At 39.7% G+C, this 16698-nt stretch carries 10 protein-coding genes; 1 reads left to right on the forward strand and 9 read right to left on the reverse strand.

All coding sequences use genetic code 11. From position 1 onward, the window contains the following. Positions 1-149: 149 nt before the first annotated feature. From ABJF11_RS13520 to ABJF11_RS13555, 8 genes are all read right to left on the reverse strand, one after another. Positions 150-605, reverse strand: coding sequence for a hypothetical protein (locus ABJF11_RS13520; protein ID WP_348120407.1), 456 nt, complete (start codon positions 603-605; stop codon positions 150-152). Between the two features lie 1395 nt (positions 606-2000). Beyond that, positions 2001-3695, reverse strand: coding sequence for a DUF5597 domain-containing protein (locus ABJF11_RS13525; RefSeq protein WP_348120408.1), 1695 nt, complete (start codon positions 3693-3695; stop codon positions 2001-2003). A gap of 1 nt (position 3696) precedes the next feature. After that, positions 3697-5601, reverse strand: a complete 1905-nt coding sequence (locus ABJF11_RS13530; protein ID WP_348120409.1) for a hypothetical protein — start codon at positions 5599-5601, stop codon at positions 3697-3699. 27 nt (positions 5602-5628) lie between these two features. After that, the gene (locus ABJF11_RS13535) at positions 5629-7341 is read right to left on the reverse strand and encodes a RagB/SusD family nutrient uptake outer membrane protein (protein WP_348120410.1); all 1713 of its coding nucleotides are present in this window, start codon (positions 7339-7341) and stop codon (positions 5629-5631) included. A 10-nt stretch (positions 7342-7351) separates the two neighbouring features. Further along, a complete protein-coding gene (locus tag ABJF11_RS13540; protein ID WP_348120411.1) occupies positions 7352-10720 on the reverse strand; it encodes a TonB-dependent receptor in 3369 nt (1122 codons plus the stop codon). 127 nt (positions 10721-10847) lie between these two features. Next, positions 10848-11876 carry a FecR domain-containing protein gene (locus ABJF11_RS13545; RefSeq protein WP_348120412.1) on the reverse strand — a complete coding sequence of 343 codons (1029 nt, stop codon included), beginning with the start codon at positions 11874-11876 and terminating at the stop codon, positions 10848-10850. A gap of 53 nt (positions 11877-11929) precedes the next feature. Further along, complete coding sequence (locus ABJF11_RS13550) at positions 11930-12916, reverse strand: PKD domain-containing protein (RefSeq protein WP_348120413.1); 987 nt, start codon at positions 12914-12916, stop codon at positions 11930-11932. Positions 12917-13128: 212 nt separating this feature from the next. Further along, on the reverse strand, positions 13129-13719 hold the full coding sequence (locus ABJF11_RS13555; protein WP_348120414.1) for a sigma-70 family RNA polymerase sigma factor: 591 nt from the start codon (positions 13717-13719) through the stop codon (positions 13129-13131). Between the two features lie 381 nt (positions 13720-14100). Between ABJF11_RS13555 and ABJF11_RS13560 the strand changes: the two genes are divergently transcribed. Then, a complete protein-coding gene (locus tag ABJF11_RS13560; protein ID WP_348120415.1) occupies positions 14101-14241 on the forward strand; it encodes a hypothetical protein in 141 nt (46 codons plus the stop codon). Between the two features lie 199 nt (positions 14242-14440). Here the strand turns inward: ABJF11_RS13560 and ABJF11_RS13565 are convergent, their stop codons facing one another. After that, positions 14441-16684 (reverse strand): T9SS type A sorting domain-containing protein, encoded by a 2244-nt coding sequence (locus tag ABJF11_RS13565; protein WP_348120416.1) that lies wholly within the window; start codon positions 16682-16684, stop codon positions 14441-14443. Positions 16685-16698 lie beyond the last annotated feature (14 nt).

Genomic DNA, 16698 nt, shown 5'->3' on the forward strand with positions numbered 1-16698 from the left:
TAAGGGTTTCAGAGGTTCGCGAGCGTTTATAGTCGCATCAAACGTGGGTAGTATATTGAGAGACTGGCTGACAGTACCATTCAAACATGACTGAGTCGAGCGAACAACCTATTTTAAGAATAAGAAGACAAAGCCTGGAATGTGGTACTTTACTTAATTCTTTCAATTCTCAACATATCATCGGTCAATTCTATAATTTTCATTTTCGAAACAGTAGCATTCAATGAATCTATTATTATGATTAATTCAGAATCTCTTAAACTCCATTTTCCTTCTGAAAAATAATGTGCGTCAAAGGGGTCTGGTACAAGGTATGCACATGTAAAGTCGGAACTAAGAACGTATTCTGCTCTAAACCCCCTTATCGCTGGGAATTCCTTAAAATCAGCCGGACGATATATAGGTTTTTCAAATGTATCCTCTTCTTCTTCCTCAGAATGCTTCCACCAGTTACATAACAAATTAACTATCTCATCATCAGTGGGTTCACATAGGAGCGGAGGTTCATATGGTATATAGTAAGTTGGTTCTTCGGTTTTGTTTTCTTCACAACTAGTTGCTAGAAGAATGAAAAGGATGAAAAATGTGCGTTTTATCGATTTCATAAGTTCAAGGTTAGAATCATATTAATCATAAGTGCGGTTCAATGCAGGCAACAGGCATTATCCTCTGCTCTCCTAAAAGTTGAAATCTAACAAACGCTTATTATTCACATTTATGTGTGTCAGGTTTTTGAGGTAAATGTCAATTTCGGACAGTATGGCTAATTTTAGTTCTCCAGTACCATTCATACCACGTGAAGTAGTGACAGATATATCAAAAAGAAAGGATAATTATTCTACCAAAGCTTACAACACAATTAACAAGACCGCTTCTGTCAATTACTACAATGTAAGCAGAGGTTCTTTCTATATTAGAATAAGAGAGGCTTTAAACAAATGGCTGCAGATTCTGCAACTTTCGAAGATTATATTGAAGAAAATGGAATTCCAATTAACAATCTTGAGCACGAAAAAGCATTCATTTTTTATATTGAGGAATGTAAAATATAAGTACTAACATCACCTATCTCTTTATGGTGACTACTGCCAGAGTCGAGTGCGACAGTATCTATTAGTACCGGAAAATCTTCGCTTTCCCTCTGGCACACGCAGTCATCTGGTTGAAAAATGGTAGTGACGATTATCGGAGATTTTTCCTGCTTTGTAGCTGAATCAAAATACACGTTAAGCGCCACTCTTGATACAGTGGCGTTGTAGCACATAATTGATTAACTATTTATTAATATTGAAGTATCAATTCATTTAGAATTTAACCAAACAGCTAGAATATGTGGGGATTTATTGGATGGTTTGGTTGTGGAAATTTTGCATTGAGTTTTGTAACTCTTATAGTAACATTCAGACTAATGAGTTCGAATAACTTCAAAATAAGTAGAACAGGATGGAATAATACTTGGCTTTATTCTGCAAAAGAGCTTAGTCAACTTTATGACCAATCTGTATCAGTGGAAACAAATACTAAAATCAGGAGAACAATTTTATTGACCAGGGTGACAATGTGGTGTTGGGGAATATACCTATTCATATTTTTATTGCCTTTTCTGTTAATGCTAATCCTATAAAATGACTACCACATTCGATCTGAGATGCATGGCGTTTTAGCGGAAAAGGAAGCGCTGGAAGTTATTACAAGCCCCGCCGATTCTGCGCAGTGCCTCATGAGAAATCAAAAAGCTGTGAGTGAACGTTGCCCGGCCGATTCACAGATTCGGCTATATTAGTATCCGAAACAATCAAAACATAAAACGCCACGACACTATATCTGAACGTTAGCCCCAGTCTAGAACTATGGCATCAAGACTGATCATAGCAATATTATCTTTCTCTACATTGACTTCTTTCGTAATCCCTTTATTAGCCTTTGCCTGTTGATTTTCTATCAATTCCCATCCTCTCAAACACTATATTTATAAATGTATTCAATTCAGCAAAAATTATCTAAAGCACTCTTTTATAAAGCTTCACTTTATAAACTCCTGGAACAAAAATGCTATTCACGTTGCCCGGTGAATAAACGAATTGATCCCCACCGGATACCTCAAGAATGGTTTCTTGAAATTCAAAGTCAGCATCTAATTTCACTTCTCTTCCAAAGATTCTCACTAACTCGTTATGATACGTTTCATCTCCATTTAACCATCTTCCGTCAATCCATTTTCCATCAATAAACTTTCCTTCAATAACCTGGTCTACATAAACGATTTCCTTTCTCTTGGCCTGAGATATTGTGGCCTTGTAATTCATCCCAACAAACAACAATTCCATCTCGTCCGTCTGAATGACCAATCCAAAAGCAGGCTCATCCGGATTTTGTATTTTTAGTGCTACATCAAGTCCTCCAAGTTTAATATTGGCATCTTGCTCCTCTTTAGTCAAATGAACCCCTCTCATTTTTCCTGTACCCTGGTACTTGGTGATCAGAGGCATCAGTTCGTTCAATACTTCATAGGATTGACTGTAAAGCAAATCACCGACAGCGTCTTCAATACCGAATGGAGAAAAACAAATGGCATCATGCTCAGCGAATGCATAGAATGCTCTGGCTGGATCAAGTGAGGATTCTGGGACCAAAAGCGGATTATCCTCTCTATCATACATCGCGTAGATCTCTTTATAATTTGACAAGTAGATATCCGGACATATGACATCGATAGAGGGTGCAGCGGCTTTGTAAATATCCATTACCCTGGAAACTGGTCCACCATTGGGGTATACACCTGGCAGATCTTCTGGCTTTTGTACGATCCAGGCATTAACGAACATAGGCAAATCCAACACTTTTCGGCCCTCCTCTGCCACATAATTCATATAGCTGGCATAATGCCAGGCCATGAAAAATTCTTTAGACTGGGGATTATCACCAAATACTTGTTTCCACGTCCCTGAAGTTTTACTTCCTGCATTTTCCCAAACAGACCTGACTTCATTCTTCAAATTCTTCTCGTTCTTCTTTAGGTAAGTCAATAATGCTTCCGGCACGTTTTGCTTGTTGTATTTGTCTAAGACTAATTTATTGTAATCGATATTCTGGAAAATGCCTACTTCATTTTCCGGTTGCATCATGATCACGGTTTGATCTTTATCAACCTGCTTGATACGCTTCATCATGGCTGCAAATGCTCTGGCATCTGCCCTCATAGACTCCTGACTGAAAACAGAAAGTGTTTCAGTCAGTTGACCTTCCTTATTTTTAACTCTCGGAAAACGTTTGGTATCCTTTTTTACCCAAGTAGGAATGTAGCTTGATTGACCATTTTTCCAGGAGGCAAACCAAATAATCACTAGCTTCAGGTTATTTTCCCTGGCATTGGCTATTAAATAATCTATCATCTCATAATCGAATCGCCCTTCCTTAGGCTCAAATTGATCCCATGAAACAGATGCAAGAACAGTGTTCAGATTGAGGCTATTTAGCTTTGGCCAAATTTCATTCATATATGCGACTGAGGATGCGGAAGAATTATGAAGTTCACCTGCGACCATTAGGAAAGGATTATCATTGACCATGAGCTGGGTGGCACTACCATTTTTTTTCAGGTAGGGCAGACTTTCCTGACTATAACATGCTTCAACAGCAACTATTGAAATTAGGAAATATACCAAAATGATTGTTATTTCTTTTAGATTGTTCATACTAAAAATTAAAAGAGTTTGAAAGTTGATCGAGTGCTGTGCTTATTTCAGGGTCGCTTAAGTAGTATTTGCTGATGTTATTGGACTGGATTTGTTCTATGGCCATGGCAATAGGTCCAATATTGATATCATATTGATCCCAGTTTGCAACCGGATCAATATTGCCAGGAAGATTTTTGAGCCTTACATTATCAGGCAGTCCAATAAATTCATGGTAGAAACCTAGTCGTACATATTCCTTTAATGCCGTAATCGCTTCATTGTAGGCAAAAGGAAGTCCTAGCGCAGCTCCATAGGGAGCAGGTGATATCCTTAAGATAGAAGTCGTACCAGAAGCCCCGTGAATATCAGCTCCCTGATTACTTATGTAATTATTCCAATTGACAAAACCATTCGCTTCTATGTCTGATAGGGTGGCACAAGCGGTCAAGCCCATCAACGGTTTACCAAAAACCCGGCTACATGTACTAGCATCACTTTGATAGGCCATTTGACTATTGGTGGCATAAGGTTCCAATTTACCGGTCCACAGTTGTAGCCAATTGTAAGTAAATCCTGCACCAAACCAGCTGGGATAAAATCCATTCTTTTTTTCTCGTACAATGGCTTCAAATATTGAATTGTTTAGTTTTCCTGAGGCAACAGCTTCCAGGTAGATCAGTTCTGTTTCTTCTGAAAATCCAAGCGCCCATCGATAATCGTTTTTATCTCCGGTGATGCCATCAAATCCCATGACAATTTTGTCATCTTCAGCTAAGGCTTCGCCCCACTCAGGTCGTGAAAGCAATTCTTCAGCTATTGATTTAATTTCCGGATCATCCAGATACCGCTGTCTGGCAACTCTGATTCCTGCCGCACACATGACCCAATCAATCGTGCTTACATCAGGCCAGTCGTAGGTGCCATCCGGTTTGAAATAGTGATGAGGGAAACCATGCCAGCCACCTGAGCCATCAAACCAGTTCTGTGCCTGCTGCCATTTGAGCATAGCCAGGGTCTTAGATTTGGCCTCATTAGCTGAAATGATCCCGTCTTGTTCGGCCATAATAAAAATAGCATAGCCGTAACCAATACCTGATAATGATATTTTATCAAAATTGGTACTTGTTTCGGGCACATACCCTTGCCCTCCAGATATTTCTGTATAATACCATAGAAAATGACGCATACTGGCTTTTCTTAACCAAGACAATAACTCTGCCTCATTTTCGGAAGGATAATAGGGCTGGTCTGTTCCATCCATCAGATAAATATCATCCAAAGCGAGAATACCCTCGAATGTTGTTGAACTTTCGGACTGATCCGCTTTTTGCACTTTAAATTCTATCCATTTAAAATCCTGTGGTTCAAATTTGAACTGGTACACAGACATGGTATCCTGCTTCAATACAAGTTGTTCTGAAGCAATGACCTCTTTATGCGTATCCCATGCTTCAACTGAAATGGTCACCGGACTACAGATACCTCCTGCTCTGAAACTAACTCCTTCCAGACCGGCTTTTAGCTCATCTGGGAGTGAAATTCCGTCAAAAATCTTTCGGAATGCTGACACCCGAAGCAGTGCCACATCATCCTCTTCGAACAAATTTTCAAAACTAAATCTTAAGTAGGAATTCTGGTCGAATCTTTTTAACTCAACATCAGTTGAAACCGAAGAACCATTCTTGCTGGTGCTGTATTGGGTGTTCATCTCTGTCCACCCATTTCTGGCCTGGCTACCGGTAAACAAAGGTATACCTACATTGGATACTTCCTCAGTAAAATAAAGTACTTCTTCACACTCCGTATCCCCATCTTTCGGTTCTTCCGTATCATCAGGTTCTTCCATATCTTCAATGATACTATCCTCGCTACAACTGAAAAGTGCACAAAAAGCCCATAGACCTATCAAAATATATCTCTCCATAATTTTAAAATTGCTTCGTTTTTTTACCTAGTAACCAGGGTTTTGAATTAGCCCACTTTTTGTTCTTTCTTCCAATGGAATTGGAAATAGGTAGTGGCTTTCCGGGAAGGCTCGTTTCTGTTGAACAAAATATTCATAAGATTTTACACCAGTCATTTCGTTACGGATCACTCTTGCTCCTATCGCTGGTGCCGAAAAATCAACTTCTGCATCACGCCACCTTCTGGCATCATACCATCTATTGCTTTCGAAGGCCAGTTCTATGTTCCGTTCGTGCTTGATTTTATCTAGCAAACTGCTGCTTGATTGAGACGACTCTATGGATGGCATGTTTACACCGGTTCGACTTCTCACTCTGTTGACATACTCAATAGCCAATCCCATATTTCCCAAGTGATACTGGGCTTCGGCATAGGTCAGGTAGATTTCGGCTAATCTCATATATATCCAAGGGGTTGAGCTGTTTTCGTTTTCTCCAGGCTCCCAACCGGCATTAACAGATTTTCTGATGCTATAGTCAAGCAGGCTACCATTCCACCACCCTTCGATATTATCGCAACGACTGTCTGTTCCACATTCCCAGAATTCAATCTCCCGGCCCTGGAAATTTGCTCCGTCATGGATAATTGAGTAATATAATCTCGGGTCCCGGTTAGCGTATGGATTGAGCGGATCATAGCTAATAGCGGCAGGATTTAATAAGGGCTTCAGATCATCACTGGCTCCGCTATATCCAAGCACAGGGATTTCTCCATCGATGGTTTCATACTTATCGACCAGGTTTTGTAAAGGGTTTTCTCCTACCCAACCATCTGATCCATTGGGCATTCTCCATTCATCGATATTATGCCCTCCTTTATAGTAATAGTATGAATCGCCGTCACGACTATCCTGCTCCCAACCAAATTCAGAGATAAATTGTCTGAAAAAGATCACTTCGGGATCACTTACATTAAAGAATATACCTTCATAATCTGATGACAGTGCATACAAGTTGAGCGCGAATAGCTCCTCGCAGGCATCCGCTACCAGTTGCCATTTTTCTGTATCTTCAGCACTAAAAAGTGGGCTTGCTCCGTAGAGTAGCGCTCGCGCCTTTAAGGCTATGGCTGCACCTTTGGTAGCCCGACCAAAATCAGCTCCTGTAAATGTGGTTGGTAAATCTGCCGACGCCAGATCAAGTTCATCAGCTACAAAGCTCACAATTTCTGCGACCGGAGTCCTATCCATAGAAAAGTCATCTTCCAGTCCAAAAGTGGACGTCACTAGTGGAATATCACCGTATCTAGAAAATAGCTCTATATAAAAGAATGCTCTCAAGAATCTTATTTCCGCGGTTAATTGCGCTATTCTCGCTGGATCCCCTATGTCATCTCTGATATTTTCAAGAAAAATATTGGTGCTTCTAATAGTCTCATAAGCCTGGCGCCAAAAGCCACCGAAAAGGTGCATATTTGATTCTGTGACTTCTCCTTGTGTATACTTACAAACTAGTCTACACTGATGCATATGATAAGACTCGTCTGTCAATGAAGTTAAACGCAAACCTCCCGCCCACAGAGGAAAACCATGGGGAAGCTGTGTGTAGGCCCCACTAACAAATAGCTCAATCAATTGTGGATCATTCCACACTACAGCCTCTGAAATTGCTCCCTGTGGTTGTAGGTCCAAAATATCATTGTTACAAGACTGGCTTATGAAAACAAGCATCCCTAAGCATATATATTTAATTTTTCTCATTTTTAAGCTTTTAAAATGTCACATTCAATCCTGCGCTCACCACGCGCTGCTGGGGATAATTCCATCCCGTTTCTGATGTACTTTCCGGGTCGAAAGTACCTACCTTGTCATATATAAAACCTAGATTATATCCACTCAAATAAACCCGAAGGTTAGATAGTCCCGCCTTTGTGATTAATGAATGGGGGAAAGTATAGGACAATTCTACGTTTTTAACTCTGAGAAAATCATTATCTCTTACCCAAATGGTTGAAGTATTTTGTATCGTACTGCTTCCCATATCCCATGCAGCAGGGGTTGTAGCATTGGGTGTTTCTTCTTCAGATATCCAACGGTTCTCAAAGTAGTAAGCATCCTGATTGATGTCCCAAGGTCGATAAATGGTGCTAGCCTGAGCCTGGCCTTGTATAAAAACATTCATACCTATGCCCTTCCATACTGCCCCCAGAGATAGTCCGTAAACTAACCTTGGCGTCGGACCTTTAGGAAGGATAATCCTATCGTCGCCATCAATGTCACCATCTCTGTCAATATCCACGAATTTGACATCTCCCGGTTTTGCATCAGGAAAATGCGCTGATGCCTTGATCTCTTCAATATTTTGATAAATACCGTCGGCTTGATAAACCAGTAATCTATCGATTGGACTTCCTTCTACTTTTTGCCAATCCGGGACAAGCTCAGATTCATCCAGGAATACAATTTCATTTTTGGTGTATGTCATTTGACCATTGACTGTATAAGTCAGTCCATCCGAAAGATTACCTCTGTGCAATACATTAAGTTCAATCCCCTGGTTTTTGGTTTTTCCAATGTTTTCATCAGGAAGAACAAGACCTGCGAATAAGGGGACCGAAGCATTTCTGGGTGCCAGGATGTCGGATCTTTCTTCATAAAAAGCATCAAGTGTAAAGTCCAATTTGCCTTTGTAAAACTCCAGATCAACGCCAACATTAAACTTTTCTGACGACTCCCAGGTGATGTTCGGATTAGCTGTCGTATTTGGATAAAGTCCAGTGCCTCTGTTTAGTGATTCTCCAAATACATTTCCCGGTTCAATATTATATACTTGTAAGTATTGAAAGTTATCCACTCGATCATTTCCAAGGATACCCCATGAACCTCTTATTTTAATGGTTTGAATGAGATTACTGTGATAGAACAATTCCTCGGACAACCTCCAGCCTACAGACATACTCGGAAAAGTGCCAAATCTATTGGCTGATGCAAAATTTTGCGAACCATCATGTCTAAGTGTAAACTCAACCAGGTACTTCTCCTTAAAGCTATAATTGAATCTGCCGAAGTAGTTCTGTCTGGCGGATTGCCAACCCCGGCCGTCATTGTTTCTATTTACTTCAGAGCCCGTGAATAAGAAAGGAAGGTTTGCCGAGATCAGATCTTGCCTTTGAGCACTGATATACTGTCCATTGACCTGATTTTGCTCGTAAGCCACAAAAAATTCAAAATCATGATTTCCGAAAGTCCGACCGTATCCTAGTCTAATGTGGTAAGTTTTGCTTAACTCCTCATCAAACTGTTGAAATAAATTTACCGTTCCTGTTTGGCTTCTTAAATTATCATATGTTTCTGTTTCGGAATTGAAGAAATATATATCATAGGGTTTCGACAAATCCTTTCGGTCTCGATTGATAAAATCAAACGCTGCAAATCCAAATAATGAAAGTCCCTGAGTAATCCAGGGCAAGTCAAGTTTTGCGGATATTTTAGAATTCAAAATCTGGCTCTTTGATTCTCTATTTCCATTGGCACCATTCAACCCGGGAACAACATTTCCTTTGGACGTTTGTCTTAACAAGCCATTAGAATAATAGGGAGATTCAAACGGAGACATGACATAAATATTCCTAATTAGTCCTTCGACATCATCACCAGATGCGCCCGCACTATTTCTGTCCTCAATTCTGCCAGCCAAGTCTACACCTAATTCCAGATTATCAGTTGGCATAATGTCAATATTAGACCTTATGTTGTACTGGTTAAACCCATAGGCATCACCTTTATAAATTGCATCTTGGTAGAGGTATTGACCAGACACATAATACTTCACTCCTTCATTACCTCCACTAAAACTTAAATTATGTTGCCATTGCGGTGTCCATGTATCCATGGTTTCTTCCCACCAATCTGTATCCGCCCACACCTCCGGATCGCTGGTACCATTCTGATAACCTGTAATCACCGATTGATACAATTGAGGCCTACCATTGCGTTGGTTTTGCTCATCTACCCAGGTTAGATATTGTTCGGCATTCATTAGGCGTTGACGTTTTGCAGGTTGTGTGAAAGAGAAAGTATTGCTGTAGCTTAGCTTCGGCTTTCCTTCACCCCCTCGCTTGGTGGTAATGAGAATGACACCATTGGCTGCCTGAGCGCCATAAATAGCCGCGGAAGCGTCTTTTAGCACCGATATACTCTCAATATCCTCCGGATTTAACCTTTCAAAACTACCTCTGTTTGCTACCCCATCAATAACGTAAAGTGGTTGTGTATTGCCTATGGTACCTTTCCCTCGAATCAGAATATCTGCCTGGTCTCTACCGGGATCCCCACCTCTCATATTAATTACAAGTCCTGGCACCTTACCAACCAAACCATTGGCTAAGTTCGCCGTCCTTGTCTGAAGCATTACATCTCCATCAATGGCTCCAACAGAGCCCGTGATTGATGCCTTTTTCTTGGTGCCATAACCTACCACCACGACTTCATCGAGTGTTTCCAGATCAACTTTCATATTTACATTTATTTCTGATCTATCATTGATTTCTTCTTCCACCGACAAGTATCCTATATAACTAAAAGTCAATATGTTGCTATTATCAGGAACCTCTAGAGAATAGTTACCATCCAAATCGGTAACGGCACCAATACCTGTGTCTTTCACCAAAATGGTTACGCCTGGCAGCCCAACACCAAATTCATCCAGTACTCTACCGGTAACTTGGTCATTCGACACATATTCGACGATGCTTTCGAGCGTATGATTCTTCCTTTTTTCAGAAACAATAATGTTGTTGTTGATACGTCTAAACTCAACTGATTTGTCTCTTGAGATACGGAGTAAAACTGCTTCTAAATTTTTTTCGTTCGAATCGAACAAAATTTCAGAATCAAGTATCTTGCGCATGATTATCTCATCAAATGAGAAACGCAAATCGGTATTTCGCTCTATAAGTTCAAATACTTGAGAAACTACCTTGGTTTCTGATAGAGAAAATTCAATCTGATTTAATGGTTCGTATGTTTGGCCGCTGCTTCCTGCAGCGCACACCAAACTGGCAAAAACGGTTTGTATAATTACGATATATACGAAATATCTTGAAATCATATATATATAATATCTCCATTTAGACTTCATAAGTTTATTTGATTTTATATTAAAAAACACTCACTCTATCGATACCCACAGAATTGAAGCATGGTTCAACTTTTCTATCGCACATGACAAACGTCTTAGGCCAATCCAAATCAAGTTAGTTAGATGGCTAAAAAGTAAGTGTAACTCTCTTGCCGTTGATCTTGTAGCTAAATTTTTGAGTCTCGCTAATTACCTTAAGCACGTGTTCTATGCCTGGATTATTTTTAAAGCTGGAAGAATACGACCAATCACCTATTCTGTCTTTATTTATTACCTCAAATTTGATATCATACCATCTACTCAATGTTTTTATCACTTCATCGAATGAGGCCTTCTTAAATACCAATGCATTATTGGTCCAGGCCAAGGCGTCTTCTATTTGAAACGTTCCCTTGGATAGTTGGCCTGCACCTAAATCTGAAATTGTCATTTCACCAGGGTTAAGGAATACGACATTATCAAGCATATCGGTAACAAGTGTTACTTTCACCTCTCCTTCAGTTAAATAAACCTTTACTTTTTGAGAGTCAAAACCATCGATATCAAAAGCTGTCCCTAAGGCTCTAACAGACAACTCATTGACCTTGACCACAAACGGGTGATTTGGATTCTTGGCAACTTCAAAATAGGCTTCTCCTTCAAGTTTAACAGCTCTTATTGAATCGTTAAAACCTTCAGTGTAAGAAATAGAACTTAGCGCATTGAGCGATACCATAGTTCCATCAGGTAATCTAATTTTAGACTTGGTGCCTGATGGGTTGGACTTAGTAATGATCACGCGCTCGATTATCTCACCATTTTGGTTCCGGATATTATAAAAATACAAACCCAAAGTAAGTGTAAGGAGAATCATCGCTGCCACTCGACCCAATCGACCGGCATAGTTCCAAAGACTTATAACTCTGGTTTTCGAACTTGTACCATTTTCTAATATATTGTTCAAAATTCGCTGCTCTTTTTCGCTATTTACATCAGGAGTTTGAAATTTAAACCCTTTAATAATCTGTTGTGCTTTGACAAAATTCGCACTACAATTTTCATTTTTATTGATCCAATTGGTCCAGTAGTGAGTACTTTCTGGCGTTGGGTTGATTACCCAACGCTTGAACTTTTCATCAGCCAGAAAATCCTCGATATGATTAAATGCGTGTTTCAATTATAATTTTAGCTATGTCACTCTACCTTAACAAGAACAGATGTTGCTGCGATTTAAATCTCCTTTTCTTTCAATGAGATTTCATCAATCCAGACATTCAGTTCGCTCCCTGAAGAGGACGCAAAATGCTTAAAGAATGGACCTGCATTATCTGCGGTTCCATCGGCATAACCCTCATCAGCAAATGTTACAAGGTCTGCAGTAGTAAATTCATAAGAAAATTTCTTCCAATCAGTAGTAATATTTATCGCACCATAAGCTGGATCACCACTCCAGAATGGTGTATACCAGCCTTCTTTTGGATCTTCATTTTTCACGTTCAAAACGCTTGCTTCGAATAATGTAAACGCTTCACTTCCCTTCATATAAAAGCTGTATACATAAGTAGTGTTCGACTCCAGAGAAGCCAGAAATTCCGGTCCATTTTCGTGAGGGCGTAGCTGAAATTCACCATATCCGGATGATGCTGTTAACTTCATGGATTGCTCTGTGTCATTGGCGCCATCTGAAGCATCAAGCGCAATAGATACCGTACCATCATTAGGAGTCCAATAAAACCATTTACTGACCACATCCGTACCGGAAATCTGATTCTCTAGTCCAAATACTGACCTATCTAAGGCTTCCACCGGACCTATCTGAAAGTCCAACTCTGCCGTTTGCATCCCTCCATCTGCCGATCTTGTGACTTCAAGGAGAATTTTGACCTGACCGACTTCGTCTGCCCAGGTAACGCTCGGGTTCTGATCTGTGGAGGTTTCCGGAGTGCCCCCAGGGAACGTCCATAACCAGCTATCAGGATCACCTTCACTGGCCCCCATAAAAGTCACCGCCTGTCCGGCCTTAATTCTTTGCCCGCCTGCAGCTCTAAGGTCTGTTTTAAAAGTGATGGAGCTCACGTCAATGGATACAACCAAGTCATCCAGGTCAGGGGCCGGCTCATTATCACCGCAGGATGTCGTAAGCAAAATACCAAATAGAGATAATGGTAAAATTAATGCTCTCTGGATTGTTTGTTTTAGTAGAAGTTTTGTCACCATATCTTTCGTATTAAAATTGACTTGTTTATTACGATAGGAAGTGACTTGTCAAAATGACATCTGATTTTTTTCAGAAAGTATAATTATCTTCAATAATAATTTTTTAGTTATACAAAATCATTAAATAATTATATTAAAGAAAACCATTTCGCGCTCAGATCGATAAGATCTTTAAATTCTTTATGATGAGCAGAAATCTGTTTTTTGTAGAACTAACCCGATCTTGGCGCGGCTGTAGATAGAATTTGAAGCAAGGTTGCGAACGATATTGAAGGAAATCCGGCTCTGAGTAAATCTAAAATTTTGTACATCAGATTTCTTACTGATCTTGTATGATTATATCCAATGATTGACTTTATTTCTTCATAGCTAAAGTCTTTATAAAAATAATAGTAGATGATCTCTCTTTGCTGTTCAGATAAATTGTCAATTGTTATTTTCAATTGAGCATTGAGTTCTTCTTTTGCCTCTGCTTCTATTATTGAATCTTCAATCGAAAAATCTAATTCAAATGTTGTTACAGGCAATTCATTAAATACCTTTTTTTCACGATCTCTCAAGCGAATGATCTTTCTTCTGTAAGCCCTAAATAGGTAAGGTTGAATGGCATTAGTATTGGACAAATGAGACTTTCGTTCTCTCAATTCTATAAACAAATCCTGTATACCATCTTCGATTAGAGTTTCACTACGTGTAAACTGGAAGCCATAGTTGTGGAGACTCTTAAAATACTTTTTATAAATAAAAATAAATGCTTGTTCATTGCCTTTCTTGAATGCTTTCCATATTTCGGATTCATCCATGGTATCAAATTTTGACAAATCCGAATTTGCCTCAACGTCTATATCTTTCAGCAATTTATTATATCTTTTAATCTCTTCTAAATCTGCAATTCCTCGCAGTATCAGGCAAGAAAATTGTTCAATGTTAAACAGAATAAACTAATAAATGAAATCGAATATAATCCCTTATCAACGAACTGGTAAGGCAAATTAGAAATTGATTTCCTCACGAAAAACTCTACGGTTTAGAGCTAGGGAACCGGCAATAATGAATAACCTATAAATACGAATAATTGCTATGAATAATTCGAAGTTCGCCGAAGCACGGATCTCCCTTGCATCAAATAATCAGTGATTGTGGTTAGGGTATGAGAGGTTTGTCGGAAAATGGGTATCAGCGATATGACTTTAACAATCGTATGGTGGGCCGTGAAAGATGAAGTATGGGGGAATGGAGTGCCCGAGCTGCGAGAGCGACGCCAGCACAAGGAAGAGAATGCTCAGTTGATGAATTGGGCAGCAGATCTGAGTTTGGATAAATAAATGCTTCAGGATTTGACCACAAAAAAAACAGCAATAGCCGTCAGCTTGCAGCTTGTTGATTCTAAGAGCTGATATATAGTTTGATGGGTGATTCTCAATATCGCACACCTTTATTTTCCAATAAGGCACACAATTACACCGTTTCAATAAGAAACGATGTAATATTCAAAGGCCTTCAAAAATAAAAACCATACTAATCCTATCTTTCGACAAGAAACTTTGTTGTTGTAGTAAAATTATGTCTAGAGAAAATCAATAAATAAATACCCTCTCTAAAATTATTGAGTTTAATACGCTTCATATTTCCTTTCATTTCCTCAGACAGCATTTTTGCTCCTTCTAAGCTATATACCTCGATTAATGTCTTATCTTCAATTGATGTCGGCACCCTTATAGTCATCCAATCTGATGTTGGGTTAGGAAATATCTTGAATTCTTCAATTACGGAATTTTCAATGCTCGTTATAACCGGATCGCTAACATTGAATGAAGTGGATGACTCTGCAGCTGCGTTGTAGTTAGCATCACCAGCTTGATTTACCATAACCGACACTACACCACTTGTTCCATCAAGCGTAATCATGTTTCCGTCAATTGCGGCAGGTCCACTTATAGAATAAGTTAATTCCAACCCACTATCTGTAGATGCATTTATGATGATCGGGGAAGTCTCACTTGTTAGTCTGTCTGTGATCGTCTCAATAGTTATGGTCTGATCGGCCTTTTGTATTGCAAAGGTTTGTGTTTCCTGGCTTGCGGCATTATACCCACCATTTCCAGCCTGGTCAGCAGCTATAGTAGCTTCACCAGCACCGGTAATCGTAACCGCTGAGCCAGTGATCATAATAGGGCCGCTCACAACCGAATAACTCACATCCAGGCCTGAAGATGCTGTAGCATTCAATGTAAAAGCCGCCTCACCAAAGGCCTTTTCAGTAATAGCTTCAAAAGTTATTTCTTGGTTTGTTTTAGCAGGATCACTAACATTGAATGAAGTGGATGACTCAGTAGCTGCGTTATAGTTGGCATCACCTGCTTGGTTTACCATTACAGATACGGTACCGCTCGTTCCATCAAGCGTAAGCGTGTTTCCATCTATTGTAGCAGGTCCACTTATTGAATAAGTTAATTCCAACCCACTATCAGTAGTTGCATTTATGATGATCGGGGAAGTCTCACTTGTTAGTCTGTCTGTGATCGCCTCAATAGTTATGGTCTGATCGGCCTTTAGTATTGTAAAGGTTTGTGTTTCCTGGCTTGCGGCATTATACTCACCATTTCCAGCCTGGTCAGCAGCTATAGTAGCTTCACCAGCACCTGTAATAGTCACCTCTGAGCCAGTGATCATAATAGGACCACTCACGACAGAATAGCTCAGACCTAGTCCAGAAGATGCAGTAGCACTCAATGTAAAAGCTGCATCACCAAAGGTTTTTTCAATAATAGTTTGAAATTCAACCCTCTGGTAGGGAGCATTCACTGTAAACTCAAGCAATGACTGATCATTGATGTAGATTTCGTCATAATAAACGGACTTCGACTCTGCAGCAGAAGGGTAAATGGTTACCTTAGTTAAATCCTCACCAACATATGTCGCTAAATCAACTTCAACTTCATTCCAACCTGAAGAGGCTCTAACAGCATGTGATGACTCTCCAATCCATGTCGCAGCTCCGGAAGTACTTAAATCCATTTTCAGCTGCCAATTGTCTGCTTCATTTGGATTATAAAAAGAAATATAAAATTTATCACCAGACTGAATAGTATAGGTATTTGGAAAAATTTGAGTCTCCTCCCATGCGGCACTTCCATTATTTAGCATACTTTTCGAAGTATGATTAATAGCATCAAGTGTTGGGTTGGCAGGCTCTGAGCCCGCGCTATGCCAAATGGTCCCTGTTGAAACTAGGTCTCTGTACAAATATGTAAAATTCAACAATGACTGATCATTGACGTAAGTTTCATCATAATAAACAGCCTTTGACTCCCCAGCAGATGGGTAGATGGCAATTTTAGTCAAATCTTCGCCAGCATAGGCCGATAAATCGACTGCAACTTCGTTCCAACCTGAAGATGCATGAGCTACATGAGACGGCTCGCCGATCCATGTACCAGCTCCGGTAGTGCTCAAATCCATTTTCAGTTGCCAATTGGATGCTCCATTTGGATTATAAAATGAAATATAAAATTTATCTCCTGACTGTATGGTATATGTACTCGGAAAAATCTGAGTCTCCTCCCACGAGGCACTTCCATTATTTAGAATACTTTTCGAAGTATAATTTGTAGCATCCAGCGTTGGATTCGTTGGTTCTGAGCCTGCGCTATGCCAAATGTTTCCCGTTGAAACCGCATCTTCGTAAAACATGGTTTGGGAAAATGAACCGAACGGTGCAATTAAAATAATCAATCCTAGTAGTACATATTTTGCTTCTATTTTCATACCTATACTTGTTT

The organism is Reichenbachiella sp. (assembly GCF_039941815.1).
GTDB lineage: Bacteria > Bacteroidota > Bacteroidia > Cytophagales > Cyclobacteriaceae > Reichenbachiella.